Genomic DNA, 19069 nt, shown 5'->3' on the forward strand with positions numbered 1-19069 from the left:
AGGAAGTTAATATGAACATAGAACAATACCATAGACTAACCAAACAAGCCGTTGCTCTAATTGAGTCTGAGCCTGACTTTATTGCTAACCTAGCAAACTTGAGCTCACTGCTTTTCATGGAATTGGACGATCTTAACTGGGCTGGCTTTTACCTAGCAAAAGGTGAAGAGCTCGTTCTTGGTCCGTTCCAAGGAAAACCAGCTTGTGTCCGCATTCCTATGGGGCGCGGTGTCTGTGGTACTGCTGCAAAAACTAACACCATACAAAGAGTATACGACGTTCATGAATTTGAGGGACATATAGCGTGCGATGCAGCGAGTAATTCGGAAATTGTGATTCCGTTTTCTATCAATGGAGAGGTGGTTGGTGTCCTTGATATTGACAGCCCAAGTATTGGTCGATTCAATGAAACAGACGAAGAAGGTCTCACTCATTTCATGGCTGAAGTAGAAAAGCTGCCTAATTCACACGCGAACGACGCATAAATTAGCCCTCGAGTGTGGTTTTTCCTTGGCATGTCACTATAATACGAGAATATTTTTTCTTAATGCTTCGCGGAAATCCGCTCAAATCAGGAACCCTCATGACTGAAAAGTTAAAAAACAGCAAAGAAGTTATTGCATATATTGCTGAATGTTTCCCTAAGTGCTTTACTTTAGAAGGTGAAGCAAAACCTCTGAAAATTGGTATTTTTCAAGATCTTGCGGAACGTCTAAGTGAAGACGAAAAAGTAAGCAAAACACAGCTTCGTGCAGCGTTAAGACAATACACTTCATCATGGCGTTACCTACATGGTGTAAAACCAGGTGCAGTACGTGTAGACCTAGACGGCAACCCTTGTGGTGAGCTAGAAGAAGAGCACGTTGAACACGCGAAAGCGACACTTGCAGAAAGCAAGGCAAAAGTTCAAGCTCGTCGTAAAGAACAAGCACAAAAAGCTCGTGAAGAGGGTAAGGCGAAAGCGAAACCAGCGGCTAAAAAGCCTCAACAGCCTCGTCGTACTAACAAACCAAAAGTACAAAAAACAACTAAGCCTGTAGAAACGCGCGCTCTAAATGCTGACGAAATCACAGTAGGTAACGCAGTTAACGTGAACATGGGCAAAGGAAACATGGCAGCGACCATTGTTGAGATCAATAAGGATGATGTACGTGTTCAACTTGCTAACGGCCTACAAATGGTTGTGAAAGCGGAGCACTTGCGCGCATAAAGGAGATACTCCTACGCATGAATTGCCGTTCAAAAGTGACACTGATTGCTGCTAGCTTATGGCTAGCAGCATCAGCTCAGGCTCTCGAAGCCAAACTACATAAAGATGACTTGCCGGTTCTCGCTCCTGAAGTTCAGCACGAAACAGCTAGCAAACGAGTCACCTCTCGATTTACCCGCTCTCATTATAAGCATTTCAGCCTCAATGATGATTTCTCCAAAGCGATCTTTGAACGCTATGTAGAATTGCTTGATTATAATAGAAATATTTTTACTCAAGCGGACATCGACTCTTTTAAAGACTGGTCAATTGAGCTTGATGATCAGCTAAAAGCTGGTAACAACCAAATTGCTTTTGATGTTTATAACCTCTCAATGCAAAAGCGTTTCGAGCGCTTTGCTTATGCGTTAACGCTACTCGACGAAGAGATCAAGTTTGATACTGACGACGAGATAGAGTTAGACCGTTCTGAAGCTGCATGGCCAAAAGACGAAGCGGAGCTCAACGAGTTATGGCGTAAGCGCGTGAAATATGACGCGTTAAATCTGAAACTGACTGGCAAAGAATGGCCAGAGATTAAAGAGGTTTTAGAGAAGCGTTATAACAACGCGATGAAGCGGATCACACAGACTAATAACGAAGATGCATTCCAGTTATATATGAATGCCTTCGCCCGACAAGTCGACCCTCATACTAGCCACCTTTCTCCACGTAATGCTGAGCAATTCCAATCGGAAATGAACCTTTCTCTGGAAGGCATTGGTGCCGTTCTGCAAATGACTGACGATTACACAGTAATTCGTTCACTTGTTGTTGGTGGCCCTGCGTCGAAGAGCAAGCAACTTGGCGAAGGGGATCGAATCATCGGTGTTGGACAAGATGGTGAAGAGATTGTCGACGTGATCGGTTGGCGTCTGGATGATGTAGTTCAATTAATCAAAGGCCCAAAAGGCACAAAGGTTAATCTACAGATCTTGCCAGAAGGTAACGATGCGAAGAGTTACATTGTCACAATTGTTCGTGACAAAGTTCGCCTAGAAGATCGCGCAGTTAAGTCGGAGATCATCGAAAAAGATGGTAAGAAGATTGGTATTTTAGAAGTGCCAAGTTTCTACGTCGGTTTGTCGAAAGATACCGATAAACTGCTTGCTGAGTTAAAAACCAAAAACGTTGACGGCGTAATCGTTGATCTACGTAACAACGGTGGTGGTGCATTAACGGAAGCGACAGCATTAACAGGGTTATTCATTAAAGAAGGTCCTGTTGTTCAAGTTCGTGACAGCTATGGTCGTATTAAGGTGAACTCTGATACTGACGGAAAAGTGAGCTACGATGGTCCGCTGACGGTGTTGATTAACCGCTACAGTGCTTCAGCGTCTGAAATTTTCGCCGCAGCAATGCAAGATTATAATCGTGCCATTATTTTAGGTGAAAATTCTTTCGGCAAAGGTACAGTTCAACAGCATCGTTCACTGAATCATATCTACGATCTTTTCGATAAAGAGCTAGGCTACGTTCAGTACACGATTCAGAAGTTCTACCGTATTGACGGTGGAAGTACGCAAAATCGTGGTGTTGCACCTGATATTTCGTACCCAACACCAATTGAAGCTTCTGAAACGGGTGAAAGTGTAGAAGACAATGCACTACCTTGGGATCAGATTGATAAAGCAAAATATCAAACCTTCCCAAGCAACGAAGCACTAGTTGAAAAACTCACCGCTCTTCATAACAAGCGTATTTCTGATGAGATGGAATTCCGTTTCATCAATGAAGACATAGAGAAGTATCGTAAAGAAAAAGACGATAATATGTTGTCTTTGAACGAGAAAGTTCGTAAGGCTGAATCGGATAAAGCGGAAGCACTTCGTTTGCAACGCATCAATGAGCGTCAAGCTGCTTTAGGTAAGGAAGCATTCAAAACATTGGATGATATACCTAAAGATTATGAAGCGCCTGATGTTTATTTAGATGAGTCTGTCGCGATTATGGTTGATCTGCTCAAGCAGAAAAATCAGTCATAATAACTGGCAATTCAAAGTAAAAAGAGTGAGTCTTTCAGGCTCACTCTTTTTTTATGTCTTTTCATCTTTGTTTGTATTGAGTATCAAGTAAGATATTCGCTTATTTTTTCCCAATAATTTACGTGATCTACATCTAAAATTTCGCGAAAGTGAGGACTACTGCCTAAGCTAAAAGAAAACGATAAGGATGCCGATATGAAATGGTTCTTTATTTTACTTAGCTTTTGCTGCTTTAGTGTGTTTAGCGGAGAAAACACCAGAGAAGATGAATTAAGTCACTTTGACACGCCGTTTCTCATCGGAGACTGGTATTTAATGAACCCAAACCCCGAAGAGTCGGCTGAAAATTTTCGTGCGATAAAACTGTCACTGGGTTCCGACTACAGCTTTTCTATTGATATTCAAAAGAAAGATTATTCTGTCGATCATTGGGAAGGATTGTATAACGCCAATGAAGACACCATCGTTCTTGGCTTAAACACAGATGAGCCTCAAATTTATGCCTATCGCAATAATCACAATACGCTTGATCTTAATGGTGTGACTTTTACTAAAGGGTTGTCTAACTCGCTAGCGGGCATATGGTCTAGCTCTTATGTATCCGGAGATGGCCTTGTGGCAAACAACATCAACCATATGGATCTGATACTTCAACCTGACTTCGTGTTTATGTTTCGGGTATCCAACGAAGAAGGGGATGAGTCAATCAAGCAAGGTGTTTTCTACACAGAAGATGAATATTTAGTCTTGCTCTATGAAAATGGCGAGCACGGGACCACCTATAAGCTCAACAAAAATGAATTAACGATCGAAGATTCAAATGGCGATATGTACGCGGTACTTAATCGGGTAACGCCTTGATAGCTTATCTTGCTACGACAAATTACGCGAGCATACGGTAAATTGTCAATGTTGTTTAAATGTTAATCAAAAAACGGAGCTAGAGCACTAAAAGCTCCGTTTTTTGATGGAAAGACTTGTATTCTGATACCACAACCCCTACAAATAGCTTATATAGTGATACCAGAACTGCATTTTTGATCATGCAGTCTGGTATTTTTGTTGTTCGACATACAAGGATTTATGCTCATGTCCCAAGCTCCCCAGGCCAAATATCGTAAAGATTATCAAGAGCCATCTCACGCGATTACCGATATCGATCTTACGTTTGATCTTTATGACAATGACACCATCGTTACGGCGATATCAAAGGTTGCTCAAAAAGGCGATACAACAACGCTAGAACTCGATGGCGAGGGGCTTGAGCTGCGCGCTGTAAAAGTAAACGGTGAGGATTGGGCTCATCACGAAGTGAAAGAATCATCGCTTGTACTGACCGATCTTCCATCCGAGTTTGAACTTGAAATCGTCACCAAAATTGATCCTGAAGCGAATACAGCACTCGAAGGTTTGTACAAATCAGGCGGCGCATTTTGTACTCAGTGTGAGGCCGAGGGCTTCCGTCGTATTACTTATTACTTAGATCGTCCTGATGTTCTGGCAAAATACACGACAAAAGTGATCGCAGATAAATCCGCTTATCCATATTTGCTGAGCAATGGTAACCGAATTGCAGAAGGCGATGCAGAGAACGGTCGTCATTGGGTTCAATGGCAGGACCCGCATCCAAAGCCAGCTTACTTGTTTGCTCTTGTCGCAGGGGACTTTGACGTACTGCGTGACAAATACACAACGATGTCAGGTCGCAGTGTTGATTTAGAAATCTTTGTTGATAAAGGTAACTTAGATCGTGCAGGCCATGCGATGACATCGCTGATCAACTCGATGAAGTGGGATGAAGAACGCTTTGGCCTTGAATACGATCTGGATATTTACATGATCGTTGCCGTTGATTTCTTCAATATGGGCGCAATGGAAAACAAAGGCCTAAACATCTTTAACTCAAAGTATGTTCTGGCGAATGACCAAACGGCGACCGATCGTGACTACTTAGGTATCGAAGCTGTGATCGGTCATGAGTATTTTCACAACTGGACTGGCAACCGTGTCACTTGCCGTGACTGGTTCCAACTAAGTCTAAAAGAAGGCTTAACCGTATTCCGTGACCAAGAATTTTCTTCTGATTTAGGCTCTCGCGCAGATAATCGCATCGATAACGTACGTATCATCCGTGGCCCTCAGTTTGCAGAAGATGCAAGCCCAATGTCTCACCCGATTCGTCCTGACAAAGTCATTGAGATGAACAACTTCTACACGCTAACAGTGTATGAAAAGGGCAGCGAAGTTATTCGCATGTACCATACACTCCTTGGCGAAGAGGGCTTCCAAAAAGGGATGAAACTTTACTTTGAACGTCACGATGGTACTGCTGCGACATGCGAAGACTTTGTTTCTGCAATGGAAGATGCCACCGGTGTCGATTTAAAACAATTCCGTCTATGGTACAGCCAATCTGGTACACCGACGCTGCGCGTAAATAGCGAATACAATGCCAATGCAAAAACTTACGCGCTAACGGTAGAGCAATTTACGGAGCCAACGCAAGACCAGGCTGAAAAGCAAGCGTTGCACATTCCGTTTGATATCGAGCTGTACGATTCGAAAGGTCAAGTTATCCCATTGCTGATTAACGGTGAATCTGTTCATAACGTATTAGATATTAAACAAGATAAGCAAACGTTCGTATTCGAAAATGTCGAAGAACAACCAGTGCCATCTTTGTTGCGTGAATTTTCGGCACCAGTAAAACTAGAATACGACTACAGTGATGATGAATTAGTCTTCTTGATGAAACACGCGACGAATGACTTTGCTCGTTGGGATGCAAGCCAAATACTATTGGCTAAGTACATTCGTCAGAACGTGAAAAACGTTCAAGCCGGACAAGAAGTATCGCTTTCTGAAGGCGTGATAGATGCGTTCCGTGGTGTGCTATTGGATGAGACGCTTGAGCCAGCTTTCATTGCTCAAGTTTTCTCTTTGCCTTCAATTAATGAGATTACTGGCTGGTACCAGCAAATTGACATCGATGTCGTAGACAAAGTGCTAAACAGCATTACAGTGTCACTTTCTCAAGAGTTAGAAGATGAGCTAAGTGCAACTTATCATACACTGAAGCAAACAGAGTACACGATCGATCATGCTGCGATTGGCAAGCGTGCATTACGTAACCGTTGTCTGCAATACCTAGCACATACGGAAAAAGGTAATGATTTAGTGAAAGCACAATACGCATCTGCAAATAACATGACAGATACGATTGCAGCGATGAGTGCGGCAAATAGTGCACAGCTTGAGTGTCGTGAAGTTCTAATGGCAGATTATAGCGATAAATGGAAGCACGATGGTTTGGTTATGGACAAGTGGTTTGCACTTCAAGGTAGCAATCCTGCAGAGGATGCACTTGAAAAAGTGAAAGCTACCATGAACCACGAAGCATTTAGTTTGAAGAACCCGAACCGTACGCGCAGTTTGATTGGTTCGTTCTTAAGTGCCAACCCTGTGCGTTTTCATGATAAATCCGGTGCAGGTTACCAATTTGCAGGAGAAATCCTTCGCCAACTTAATGATTCGAACCCACAAGTTGCATCTAGAATGATTGATCCTTTGCTTAAGTTCCGTAAATACGATGAAGGTCGCCAAGCTTTGATCAAAGCAGAACTTGAAAAGCTCAAAGCAATGGATAATCTTGCTAAAGACTTATTCGAAAAAGTGACTAAAGCACTAGACGAATAGTAAACAACACAATAGGGTGGTCATTAAGGCCACCTTATTGTTTATGTCACTTAGTTTTTACTTCATGAACTATTACTACTTCAACCTCAACATTTCATATCAAACGTTTTTATCCCATTATTCTGGCGCGGCAAGTGTTGTTCAAGTCGTCACACATAACGGTTTACGTTTGCAGTTACCCGCCGCACGATTCAGACCATTTCTTAGTCAATTAGGCATTAAAGGCCAGTTTAGACTAACAACTGACCAAAATAATAAGTTTCTTAAGTTAGAAACTCTGTGATGTATTGTATTTGCAGAGAGTTAAATAGGAATCTTAGTCACAGAATCGGACATTTCACCTCTTACCACCACGATTAGTTGTTAAACATTTGTAATTATGCTTTTACAATGGGCACATGCATTACCTATGCTTAGTTTCTAAGGTAACAACCTAGCTACTAAGTCCCCCTACAAAACAACAATTCTAATGTGGAGTGTGAATATGACCGCGCGTGAAAATGTAGTGCCGGTTCTGCTTGAAAAAGTTTACCAACTGATTCAAGACAAACTCGAGCTTTCTCACCAAACGCTTGTAACTAAACTTGCTCAACACTTATTCAGTAACATTGCTGATGATGACCTGATTCAGCGAAACGAATCCGATCTTTATGGTGCTGTCGTCAGCCTTTGGCACCATATCAATGAAAAAAAACCAGAAGAGATTTCGGTACGAGTATTTAACCCGACCGTAAGTCGTCAAGGCTGGCAATCCACACACACAATCGTAGAAATTGTTGTTCCAGATAGTCCATTCTTAGTGGACTCAGTCAAAATGGCTTTAGCGCGTTTGGACCTTGTTTGCCACCTAATGTTAAACAACCCAACACAGATACAGCGTGATAAAAAAGGCCAAGTTACCGACGTAAACGGTGAGGGTGGTGTTCTTCAATCACTGTTCCATATCGAGGTAGACCGCCTTACTAGTAAAGAAGAGATGCAAGCGCTTAAAGAAGAGCTGTTAAAAATTCTATCTGACACTCGTTTAGTCGTTGATGACTGGAAGCAAATGGTTGATAAGCTTAAGCTTGTGACTGATGAACTTGAGAAAAATAAAGATCGTGTTTCTATCCAAACGGATCGTATGGACGAAACGATCGCATTTCTTCGTTGGCTAGAAGATCATAATTTTACCTTTATGGGTTACAAAGATTATGACTTAGAAGAAGTCAATGGTGATACCGAGCTTGTTCCTGCTAAAGAAAAAGGACTTGGTCTATTTGCTGATGACAAGCGTGTGCGTAGCGTCAAGCTATCTGAGCTTTCAGATTCAGCGCGGTTAGAAGCGAAAAAGCCATACGCTCTGATCATCACAAAAGGTAACAAAGCATCTCGTATTCACCGTCCAGCTTATACTGATTACATCGGTATTAAGAAGTTTGATGAAAACGGTAAAGTAATAGGTGAGCATCGCTTTACTGGTCTATATACCTCTGCCGTGTATAACCAAGCGGTACAAAGCATCCCTCTGATTCGTGAAAAAGTGGACCGTATCCTTGAAGCGAGCGGATACCGTCACGGATCGTATTCATACAAAGCATTGCACAATATTTTAGAAAACTACCCACGCGATGAACTACTCCAAGCAAATGAAGAAGAGTTGCTTGAGGTGGGTATGGGTGTTGTACAAATGCAAGATCGTGACTTACTGCGTTTATTTGTTCGTAAGGACCCATTTGGTCGTTTCTTTAGCTGCATGGTTTATGTCACTAAAGATCGTTACAACACAGAGTTACGTCGTCAAACTCAACGCATTCTTAAGCAGTACTTTGGTTGCGAGCAAGAAGTTGAATTTACAACGTTCTTCTCAGAAAGCCCGCTAGCGAGAACACATTACATTGTTCGTGTAGACAATAACAACATTGACGTAGACGTGAAAAAGATCGAGCAAAACCTAATGGAAGTTTCTACCTCTTGGGATGACAGACTAAAAGAATCCATCATTGCTAACTTTGGTGAAAGCAAAGGCCTTCCTCTTTCAAAAGAATATATGAGTGCGTTCCCTCGCTCATACAAAGAGGACATGATGCCAGGTTCTGCGGTTGCAGATATTGAACGCTTAGAAGCGTTAAGTGATGATAATAAACTTGGCATGTTGTTCTACCGACCTCAAGAAGAGGGGGCGGATTCAAAAGCTGTTCGCTTGAAGTTATACCATCGCGATGAGCCAATCCATCTTTCTGACGTAATGCCAATGCTTGAAAACCTTGGCTTACGAGTGATAGGTGAATCACCGTATGAGATCGAGAAAAACAACGGACAGACATTCTGGATCCTTGATTTCTCTATGCTGCATAAGAGCGAGAAAACGGTTGATCTTCGTGAGGCTCGTGACCGTTTCCAACAAGCATTTGCCGCAATTTGGGCGGGCAACCTTGAAAGTGATGGTTTTAACCGATTGGTACTAGGTGCGTCGCTATCTGGGCGTGAGATTTCCATTCTTCGTGCTTATGCTCGATACATGCGCCAAGTCGGTTTCCCATTCAGTCAACAATACATCGAAGACACGCTAAGCCACTACCCAGACTTAGCAACAGGTCTAGTCAAGCTGTTCACCAAGCGATTCGATCCGAAACACAAAGGCAGTGAAAAAGGCCAAAACGATCTGATTAAAAAGCTAACAGAGCAGTTGGATCGTGTAGAGAGCTTGGATGATGATCGTATTATTCGTCGTTACATCGACATGATCATGGCGACACTTCGTACTAACTACTATCAATTAGACGAAAGCAAGCAACCTAAGCCTTGGTTATCTTTGAAAATGAAACCGAGCGATATTCCAGAGATTCCGCAGCCTGTACCCGCGTTCGAGATCTTTGTGTACGCACCAGATATTGAGGGTGTTCACCTTCGTGGCGGAAAAGTGGCTCGTGGTGGTTTACGTTGGTCAGACCGTCAAGAAGATTTCCGTACAGAGATTCTTGGTCTCGTAAAAGCTCAGCAAGTTAAGAACACCGTTATCGTACCTGTGGGTGCAAAAGGCGGCTTTGTTTGTAAACGCCAGCCATCTCTCACAACCCGTGATGAGATCTTTGCTGAAGGCCAACGTTGTTACAAACGATTTATTCGTGCGCTACTTGATGTATCAGATAACATCATTGAAGGTGAAGTCATGCCACCACAAAACGTTGTGCGCCATGACGAAGATGACCCATACCTAGTAGTGGCTGCAGATAAAGGCACAGCAACATTCTCAGATCTAGCGAACTCTGTTTCTGCAGAGTACGACTTCTGGTTAGGTGACGCATTTGCTTCAGGTGGTTCAAATGGTTACGACCACAAAGCGATGGGTATCACTGCAAAAGGTGGTTGGGAATCTGTTAAGCGTCACTTCCGTGAAATGGGCATCAACTGCCAGACCACTGACTTTACCGCAATCGGTGTAGGTGATATGGCAGGTGACGTGTTCGGTAACGGTATGCTGTTATCGAAGCATATTCGATTGCAAGCTGCCTTTAACCACATGCACATCTTTATTGATCCAAATCCAGATTCAGCCACCAGCTGGGAAGAACGTAACCGCTTGTTTAATCTGCCAAGATCAAGCTGGGAAGATTACAATAAAGATTTGATCTCTCAAGGTGGTGGCATCTTCTCTCGTCGATCAAAATCGATCCAGTTAACGCCAGAAATTCAGAAAATGTTAGGTACTAAGAAAGCATCTTTAGCGCCTAATGATCTGATTAAGATGATCTTGAAAATGAAAGTCGATCTGCTTTGGAATGGTGGTATCGGCACTTACGTTAAAGCCTCGACAGAAACTCATACGGATGTTGGTGACCGTGCTAACGACATGCTGCGCATTGACGGCCGTGACTTAAGAGCAAAAGTAGTTGGCGAAGGCGGTAACTTGGGTATGACTCAGCTTGGTCGTATTGAATACGCACTGACTGGCGGCCGAGTGAACACAGACTTCGTTGATAACGTGGGTGGCGTTGACTGTTCGGATAATGAAGTCAACATCAAGATCTTCCTTAATGGACTGGTTTCAAATGGCGATCTTACGGTTAAGCAACGTAACCAAATTCTAGAGTCTATGGAAGACGAAGTGGGTGAAATTGTCTTAGATGATGCTTACCGTCAGTCGGAGTCGATCTCCGTGACTGAACAGCAAGGTGTTGGCATTGTTAAGGAACAAATTCGATTCATCCATACCATGGAAAAAGCAGGGTACTTGGATCGTGCTCTCGAATACATCCCTGATGATGAAACGCTAATCGAGCGTGAAAAACAGGGACTAGGTCTGACTCGCCCTGAGCTATCAGTGTTAGTTGCCTACGGTAAAATGGTACTTAAACAGCAACTTGTTACGGATGAAATCGCGAATGATGAATTCCATGCGAAACAGCTTGTTGAATATTTCCCAAGTGCGTTACGACGTAACTATAAAGATCAAATGGTTAATCACCCACTGCGAGCTGAAATTATCGCTACAGCATTGGCTAACCAGATGGTTAATGAAATGGGCTGTAATTTCGTCACTCGTTTGCAAGAAGAAACCGGTGCAAGTGTTGTCGATATTGCTAACGCATACAGTGCGGCTCGTGAAATTTTCGATCTAGAAGCAATTCTTAAGCAGACTCGTGAACTCGATAATATCGCCACAGCTCAAGCTCAGTACGAAATCATGTTTTATGTTCGTCGAGCACTACGTCGAATTGCACGTTGGTTGCTTCGCAACCGCAGTGGTAAATGCACAGTTGGTGAGCTGATTGCTATCTACAAGCAAGATGTCAATGTTATCACTGAAACCTTAGACACTATGCTGGTTGAGTCTGAAGTAGAAGAACACAATGAACTTGCTCAAGGGTGGATTGAGAAAGGGGTAGAAGAGAAACTTGCACATCAAGTCGCTCGTTTATCCAGCTTACAATCTGCACTGGATATCTCATCAGTGGCGAGTGAAACAGGCAAAACGGTTGAGCAAGCATCGAAGCTCTACTTTAACTTAGGTGACCGTTTATCGTTACACTGGTTCTTGAAGCAAATTAACAGCCAAGCCGTTGATAATAACTGGCAGGCACTAGCAAGAGCTGCATTCCGAGAAGATCTGGACTGGCAACAACGTCAACTTACGGCTCAGGTATTAAATTGCGGCTGTGCAACGGAAGAGCTAGACGTGATGAAAGCGTTAGAAGATTGGATGGAAACTAACGAGCAATCACTGCACCGTTGGGAAAGCATCTTGAATGAGTTCAAAGTTGGCTCTGTCCACGAATTTGCTAAGTTTTCTGTAGCACTTCGAGAATTAGTACTCTTGAATCTCAACTGTTCGTCGAAAGAGTAGATGAGTTAGTCAAATTGTAAGTAAAAGCCTCGTTATTTAGCGAGGCTTTTTTGTTGCTCATCGTTTCTACTATAGCGCCAGTTAAGTTACAGTGTAACGGCGTTGGGAAGTTAAAATAGGCTGAAATCGATTGCTTTAGGCTGGTTAGTTATAAATTTTATTGTTGAAATCTTACTCTAATTGTTTGTTTTATATTTGAAAATATTAGAAAGATATAGGTTTTTACTTAATACATTCATTTTCATTGAATTACGATGAAAAACAGTAAATAATATTGTCCCGTTTATACGGGGCTTTTTTCTTTCGGAGGCACAATGCTTTACCGTCTAGCCAGAACTGGCTTTTTCCAACTCGATGCCGAGAAGGCACACGATCTTGCAATCAAGAACTTCCAACGCTTTAACGGCACACCACTTGATCTCTTCTACCGCCAACAATTACCAACTCGTCCAGTTGAGTGTATGGGACTAACATTCCGTAACCCAGTAGGTCTTGCGGCTGGCTTAGATAAAAACGGTGAATGCATTGAAGCATTTGATGCCATGGGTTTTGGCTTTGTCGAAGTTGGCACAGTAACACCTCGTCCGCAACCAGGGAATGATAAACCACGCTTATTTCGCTTAGTCGAAGCTGAAGGGATCATCAATCGCATGGGCTTTAATAACCTAGGCGTTGATAATTTGGTCGAGAATGTAAAGCAAGCAAAATTCAACTGTGTTCTCGGAATTAATATTGGTAAAAACAAAGACACACCAATTGAGAAAGGGGCAGAGGACTACCTGATTTGTATGGAGAAAGTGTATGAGTACGCAGGCTACATTGCGGTTAATATCTCATCACCAAACACTCCGGGTCTTCGTTCACTTCAATATGGTGAAGCGCTTGATGAACTACTTTCTGAATTAAAAGCGAAACAAGCGGAACTTTCAGAGAAATACAACAAATACGTCCCGCTAGCATTAAAAATTGCGCCTGATTTGAGTGACGAAGAAATCTGCCAAATCTGCGATTCTTTATTGAAAAACAATATAGATGGTGTGATCGCGACTAACACAACTCTGGATCGCACGATCGTAGAAGGAATGAAACACGCCAATGAGGCAGGTGGTTTAAGTGGTCGCCCTGTGCAATCACGCTCTACGGAAGTCGTACGTAAGCTTCATGAAGAGCTAGGAGACAAACTTCCAATTATCGGTGTTGGTGGTGTGGATTCCTATGTTGCAGCCAAAGAAAAGCTGATGGCAGGCGCTAAACTTGTTCAAGTCTACACCGGTTTTATTTACCACGGCCCAGGCCTAGTACGTGATATTGTTAAGAATCTTTAACATACACATCAAAAACCACTGAAAAATCAGTAGCTATTACATAAAAAAGAGGACTTTGTTTCCTCTTTTTTTTTATCCGTTCGTTTGTAAAATTTAAAAATCACGAGTAGGTAATTAAGCGTCTTACCTCTTTACCACTGATTTAACTAGTCAAGAGAGAACGGAATAATGCTTAAACCCAGCGACAAATGGAATTGGTATTTTGACGAGCAAAAAGCTTGCTTAATGCTGGATCTGGGGGAGGAAATGATTTTCCAAACCAATTTATCCCGAAAATTGTTGGTTAACTGTGCCTTCTCAAACAATGAATTTACCGTTGATGACGCCAGTGCATTCCAAACGTTTAATGAACGTATTCGATGCCTCGACATCAGCGAATACCGCCAAGCTGAGTTAACACTGTATTGTGTTGCAGCAAAGCGCTTTCATAAACCTGTACAGCCTAAAAGCTGGTTCTTTGACGCACAGTCCTCAGGTTACGAGCCTGAAGAAGGGGACATGGTCTTTCTAACAAACCAATATTCTGATGGCATGTTCATCGTGTTAGAACCAGGCGAGACGTCGAGCTTATGTGCTTATGTTAACCAAGAAGCGTTTGTGCTTGATGGCAATAAGGCGCTTCAGTTTGGGCAGCCGATTAAAGTAATGCATGACCGCATGGCTTGTGCAAATCACCTCTTTGCAATAACCCCTATGGCAATGGTGGGGTAAACCTGTTTAATTTTTTCTTTATTTCGTTCCTTTGTTTGCATTAGTCGACCTCGTTAGGTCGATTTTTTTTGTCCTTTCCTTTGATACTAGAGCCCCATCAACCATGAAATTGTATGCTTTCTATGCATGCAAACATGAAGCTGGTCACTTTTATTTTACTTATTTCAATCTGATGACTCCCTTAACTAGGCAACCTAGCGTTTAAAATGACCCCATTTATTCCCCTATAAGGCAAAAATGTAAGTAACTTACATTAACAACCATGCCCTGGTATACACCAAAATTAATGTAAATAAGTATTCACTTCTTGCCAAGGGAACAAAATTTCGTTCGTGAATAAAAAACACTCAAATTAAAGATGTTGAAAGTTTCAGATCATTTTGTTGGTGATGATTTGAACTAACAGGTGGGGAAATTCCTTTAAAAACGAGGCATTGATCGTAAAGTCAGGTATAATTGAAGCCATTTTTTATCAGCGAAAGAACACTATGAATCAATATCTCGCGGTAACTTCAAATGGCATGGAAAATTTGCTTGTTGAAGAACTGACTAAACTAGGCATTGAAAATGCGAAACCAGTACAGGCAGGCGTAAAATTTAAAGCGACAAACGAACAGGTTTATCGCTGTTGTTTGTGGAGCCGTTTAGCGTCTCGATTTGTACGTGTTTTATCTGAGTTCACGTGTAACAACGACATGGACTTGTATTTATCTACATCTGCTATTAACTGGGTTAACCAATTTCATAGCTCTAAACGTTTTGTTGTGGACTTTAACGGCACAAACCGTGAGATCAGAAATAGCCAGTACGGTGCGATGAAAGTCAAAGATGGCATCGTAGATTGCTTTGAAAATAAAGGTTTGCCGCGTCCCAACATCAGTAAAGAACGTCCAGATGTTCGTATTCACGTTCGTTTGCATAAAGATAAAGCGTTGCTTGGGATAGATATGGTAGGCAGTGGTTTGCATCAACGTGGCTACCGACCAGAATCGGGTCGTGCCCCGTTACGTGAAACGCTTGCTTCTGCGATTATCATGCGTTGTGGCTGGGATGGGCATCAACCATTACTCGATCCAATGTGCGGTTCTGGTACTTTGCTTATTGAAGCTGCGATGATGGCTGCCAACATGGCCCCTGGCGTTAAGCGAAAGCAATGGGGTTTCGAAGTGTTGGAAGACTTTGAACCAGAGACTTGGGCAGAGATTAAATCAGAGGCTAATGTTCAAGCTAGACGGGGTGTCAAGAAAGTTGACGCTAAGTTTTTTGGCTTCGATAACGACCCTAAAGTATTAAAAGTTGCTCAAGAAAACGCGCGCAGAGCAGGCGTTGAAGAATTGATTGAGTTTGCACAAGGTGATGCTGCAACCATTACTCGTCCTGCAGGATTCGAACACGGTGTTATCGTTTCAAACCCACCTTACGGTGAACGTCTAGGAACTGAGCCGGGGCTAATTGCTCTCTACACCGCATTTGGTGGACAGCTAAAATCTGAGTTTGGTGGATGTAAAGCCTCTATCTTCTCGAGTTCAGACGAGCTTCTGAGCTGTCTTCGTATGCGTGCTGATAAACAATTTAAATTGAATAATGGTGCGTTACCTTGTCACCAAAAGAACTACAGTATTGCAGAGCGCAGTGCTGATGAAGTGAAGGGTGCTGATACTAATGTTCAAATCGCACCAGACTTTTCAAACCGTTTAAAGAAAAACATTGGCAAGATTGGCAAGTGGGCTCGTAAAGAGAAGCTTGATTGCTACCGAATCTATGACGCTGACCTTCCTGAATACAATGTGGCGATAGATGTATACGGCGATCAAATCGTAATTCAAGAGTATGCTGCGCCAAAAAACATTCCAGAAGAAAAAGCAAAACGTCGCCTAACGGATATTATTCGTGCAACGATTCAGGTGACAGGTGTAGAGGCGAACAAAGTTGTACTTAAAGTTCGTGAAAAGCAGAAGGGTCGCAGCCAATACCAAAAATTAGGTCAGGTATCAGAGACGCTTGAAGTAAACGAGTACGGCGTGAAGCTGATCGTAAACCTTCATGACTATCTAGACACTGGCTTGTTCTTGGATCATAAGATCACTCGTCGTCGCTTAGGTGAAATGGCGCAAGGTAAAGATTTCTTAAACTTGTTTGCATATACTGGGAGTGCGACGGTTCACGCAGCGGTTGGTGGCGCTCGTTCCACAACGACTATTGATATGTCAAATACCTACTTGAACTGGGCGAAAGACAATATGCAGCTTAACGGTTGTGTAGGACGTCAGCATCGCTATGAACAAGCAGACTGTTTGCAATGGCTAGAAAACGCGAAAGGTGAGTACGACTTGATCTTTATTGATCCACCTACGTTCTCTAACTCTAAGCGTATGGAAACATCATTCGATGTACAACGTGACCACATTAAACTGATGAAGAATCTTAAACGTTTACTAAGAAGTGGAGGCACTATCGTATTCTCTAATAACAAGCGCCACTTCAAGATGGATGAAGAGTCGCTGGCCGAACTTGGTTTGAAGGCTCAGAATATTTCTTCTCAAACGTTACCATTAGATTTTGCGCGTAATAAACAGATTCATAACTGTTGGCTAGTAACGCACGCGTAGTGTAAACAAAAGGATTAATACGTGCTGATATTGTATAGCACGGAGGGATGCCATCTTTGTGAGATGGCATTTGCTCTAGTAGACCAAATTGGTTTGGCCGAGCAAACAGATATCATTGATATTGCGTTCGATGATGCACTGTTTTCTCGTTACGGCGTCACAATACCCGTATTAAAGTATCAAGATTCTGAGTTGAACTGGCCGTTTGACTTAGAACAACTCACACATTGGTTGGATAATAATGGCATTACTTACCATTCATAACGCACAACTTGCATTTGGTGATCACCCATTACTGGACAAAGCGGAGTTCGCTCTTCAAGAAAACGAACGCGTTTGTTTAGTGGGTCGCAACGGAGCAGGTAAGTCCACGTTAATGAAAGTGCTTGCCGGCGACATTTTGTTGGACGACGGCAAGATTCAAATCACTCAAGACGTCGTTGTTTCTCGACTTGAACAAGATCCACCGCGTAATCAAGAGGGTACGGTTTACGAATACGTATCTGGCGGTTTGGCTGAAATCGGCGAACAACTGAAGATTTATCACGATCTTCTCGATCTTGTTGCTCAAGACCCGAGTGAGAAAAACATCAACCGTTTAGCCAAGGTTCAAGAGCAGCTTGACCATTCTAATGCTTGGCGCTTTGATGACCGTGTTAAGAACGTACTTGGTGCTTTAAAACTAAGTCCAGAAACTAAACTGACCGATTTATCCGGTGGTTGGCAACGTAAAGCCGCTTTAGCTCGCGCGCTGGTTTGTGACCCTGATGTATTACTTCTTGATGAGCCAACAAACCATCTTGATGTAACAACTATCGAATGGTTAGAGAACGTCTTAAAAGACTTCAAAGGCTCGATCATCTTTATTTCTCACGACCGTGCGTTCATCAAATCAATGGCAACACGCATTGTTGACTTAGATCGCGGGCAATTAGCTTCTTTCCCAGGTGATTACGACAACTACCTAGAAGAAAAAGAAGAGATGCTCCGCGTTGAAGAAATGCAGAATGCTGAATTCGACAAAAAGCTTGCTCAAGAGGAAGTTTGGATTCGGCAGGGCATTAAAGCACGCCGAACTCGAAATGAAGGTCGTGTACGCGCATTGAAGAAACTTCGTGAAGAGCGTCGCGATCGCCGGGATGTCCAAGGCAAAGTTAACCTTAATATCGATGATGCTTCACGTTCAGGGAAAATTGTATTTGAAGCAGAAAACATATCTTTTGCTTACGAAGGCAAGACAATCGTCGACAACTTTAGCTTTAACATTATGCGCGGTGACCGTATTGCACTTATCGGACCAAATGGCTGCGGTAAGAGTACGGTACTTAAATTGCTATTAGGGCAATTGGAAGCGCAGTCTGGTCGTTTACACTGCGGAACAAAATTAGAAGTCGCGTACTTTGATCAGTACCGAGAGATTTTGGATCCAGAAAAAACAGTGATCGATAACTTAGCGGATGGGAAACAAGAAGTAATGGTTGGGGGACGTCAGCGTCATGCGCTGAGTTATCTTCAAGACTTCTTATTTGCACCTAAGCGCGCAAGAACCCCGGTTAAGGCGCTCTCTGGTGGTGAGAAAAACCGATTACTGCTAGCTCGTATCTTGTTGAAACCAAACAACTTACTTATTCTTGATGAACCAACCAACGATTTGGATATCGAAACGTTGGAACTTTTAGAAGAAATGCTTGCCAACTATCAGGGCACATTGCTTTTAGTTAGCCACGACCGAGAGTTTGTTGATAATACCGTTACCACAAGCTGGATCTTCGAAGGCAACGGAGTGATTGAAGAGTTTGTTGGTGGTTATCACGATGCAAGACAGCAGCGTGAGCAGGTATTGGCGGTTCGTCAAGCGGTTGAAAAGCCAGCGAAAAAAGAAAAAGTGGTTGAGGAAACTCCCAAAACAACTCAACCTAAGAACAACTCGAAGAAGTTATCGTATAAGCTGCAAAGAGAATTAGAAGCTCTACCAGCTAAACTAGAACAATTAGAGTCGGATATCGAGAGCCTTCAGGAGCAAGTGAACGATCCAGAGTTCTTTGCTAAACCTGTAGAGCAAACTCAGCCGGTATTGGAACAGCTTGCTGCACTAGAGCAGGAGTTGGAAATCGCATTCGAGAGATGGGAAGAACTCGAAGCAATGCAACAGGATAGTTAAGAATTCA

12 protein-coding genes are annotated in these 19069 nt (G+C 42.7%); all 12 read left to right on the plus strand.

The genetic code is table 11. The features are described from left to right. Positions 1-11 precede the first annotated feature (11 nt). The 12 genes from EX191_RS02510 to EX191_RS02565 all read left to right on the plus strand — a co-directional run bounded on the left by EX191_RS02510 (position 12) and on the right by EX191_RS02565 (position 19062). Positions 12-485 carry a GAF domain-containing protein gene (locus EX191_RS02510; RefSeq protein ID WP_193447069.1) on the plus strand — a complete coding sequence of 158 codons (474 nt, stop codon included), beginning with the start codon at positions 12-14 and terminating at the stop codon, positions 483-485. Between the two features lie 98 nt (positions 486-583). Beyond that, a complete protein-coding gene (gene proQ / locus EX191_RS02515; protein WP_046876216.1) occupies positions 584-1210 on the plus strand; it encodes an RNA chaperone ProQ in 627 nt (208 codons plus the stop codon). A 17-nt stretch (positions 1211-1227) separates the two neighbouring features. Then, a complete protein-coding gene (gene prc, locus EX191_RS02520) occupies positions 1228-3234 on the plus strand; it encodes a carboxy terminal-processing peptidase (protein ID WP_193447070.1) in 2007 nt (668 codons plus the stop codon). 195 nt (positions 3235-3429) lie between these two features. Next, positions 3430-4095: a hypothetical protein gene (locus EX191_RS02525; protein ID WP_005396553.1), complete on the plus strand. Its 666-nt coding sequence runs from the start codon at positions 3430-3432 to the stop codon at positions 4093-4095. A gap of 228 nt (positions 4096-4323) precedes the next feature. Continuing rightward, positions 4324-6930, plus strand: a complete 2607-nt coding sequence (gene pepN, locus EX191_RS02530) for an aminopeptidase N (RefSeq protein ID WP_193447071.1) — start codon at positions 4324-4326, stop codon at positions 6928-6930. Positions 6931-6994: 64 nt separating this feature from the next. Next, on the plus strand, positions 6995-7213 hold the full coding sequence (locus tag EX191_RS02535) for a DUF2835 domain-containing protein (protein ID WP_046876238.1): 219 nt from the start codon (positions 6995-6997) through the stop codon (positions 7211-7213). Positions 7214-7414: 201 nt separating this feature from the next. Further along, on the plus strand, positions 7415-12256 hold the full coding sequence (locus EX191_RS02540) for an NAD-glutamate dehydrogenase (protein ID WP_193447072.1): 4842 nt from the start codon (positions 7415-7417) through the stop codon (positions 12254-12256). 314 nt (positions 12257-12570) lie between these two features. Next, positions 12571-13581 (plus strand): quinone-dependent dihydroorotate dehydrogenase, encoded by a 1011-nt coding sequence (gene pyrD, locus EX191_RS02545; RefSeq protein ID WP_006743218.1) that lies wholly within the window; start codon positions 12571-12573, stop codon positions 13579-13581. Between the two features lie 168 nt (positions 13582-13749). Further along, on the plus strand, positions 13750-14292 hold the full coding sequence (locus EX191_RS02550) for a cell division protein ZapC (RefSeq protein ID WP_005396505.1): 543 nt from the start codon (positions 13750-13752) through the stop codon (positions 14290-14292). Positions 14293-14780: 488 nt separating this feature from the next. Beyond that, the gene (rlmKL, locus tag EX191_RS02555; RefSeq protein ID WP_193447073.1) at positions 14781-16901 is read left to right on the plus strand and encodes a bifunctional 23S rRNA (guanine(2069)-N(7))-methyltransferase RlmK/23S rRNA (guanine(2445)-N(2))-methyltransferase RlmL; all 2121 of its coding nucleotides are present in this window, start codon (positions 14781-14783) and stop codon (positions 16899-16901) included. 21 nt (positions 16902-16922) lie between these two features. Next, positions 16923-17165: a glutaredoxin family protein gene (locus tag EX191_RS02560; protein WP_074190119.1), complete on the plus strand. Its 243-nt coding sequence runs from the start codon at positions 16923-16925 to the stop codon at positions 17163-17165. Next, positions 17143-19062 carry an ABC transporter ATP-binding protein gene (locus EX191_RS02565; protein WP_193447074.1) on the plus strand — a complete coding sequence of 640 codons (1920 nt, stop codon included), beginning with the start codon at positions 17143-17145 and terminating at the stop codon, positions 19060-19062. Before EX191_RS02560 ends, EX191_RS02565 begins: the two co-directional genes overlap by 23 nt. The last annotated feature ends 7 nt before the right edge of the window (positions 19063-19069 follow it).

Origin of the sequence: Vibrio chemaguriensis, from assembly GCF_012275705.1 — a bacterium.
Classification (GTDB): Bacteria; Pseudomonadota; Gammaproteobacteria; order Enterobacterales; family Vibrionaceae; genus Vibrio; species Vibrio diabolicus.

Coding starts and splice junctions, on each gene's coding strand:
- EX191_RS02550 (WP_005396505.1), top strand. CDS start 13,750: ATGCTTAAACCCAGCGACAAATGGAATTGGTATTTTGACGAGCAAAAA.
- prc (WP_193447070.1), top strand. CDS start 1,228: ATGAATTGCCGTTCAAAAGTGACACTGATTGCTGCTAGCTTATGGCTA.
- pepN (WP_193447071.1), top strand. CDS start 4,324: ATGTCCCAAGCTCCCCAGGCCAAATATCGTAAAGATTATCAAGAGCCA.
- EX191_RS02540 (WP_193447072.1), top strand. CDS start 7,415: ATGACCGCGCGTGAAAATGTAGTGCCGGTTCTGCTTGAAAAAGTTTAC.
- rlmKL (WP_193447073.1), top strand. CDS start 14,781: ATGAATCAATATCTCGCGGTAACTTCAAATGGCATGGAAAATTTGCTT.
- EX191_RS02535 (WP_046876238.1), top strand. CDS start 6,995: ATGAACTATTACTACTTCAACCTCAACATTTCATATCAAACGTTTTTA.
- EX191_RS02510 (WP_193447069.1), top strand. CDS start 12: ATGAACATAGAACAATACCATAGACTAACCAAACAAGCCGTTGCTCTA.
- proQ (WP_046876216.1), top strand. CDS start 584: ATGACTGAAAAGTTAAAAAACAGCAAAGAAGTTATTGCATATATTGCT.
- EX191_RS02525 (WP_005396553.1), top strand. CDS start 3,430: ATGAAATGGTTCTTTATTTTACTTAGCTTTTGCTGCTTTAGTGTGTTT.
- pyrD (WP_006743218.1), top strand. CDS start 12,571: ATGCTTTACCGTCTAGCCAGAACTGGCTTTTTCCAACTCGATGCCGAG.
- EX191_RS02565 (WP_193447074.1), top strand. CDS start 17,143: ATGGCATTACTTACCATTCATAACGCACAACTTGCATTTGGTGATCAC.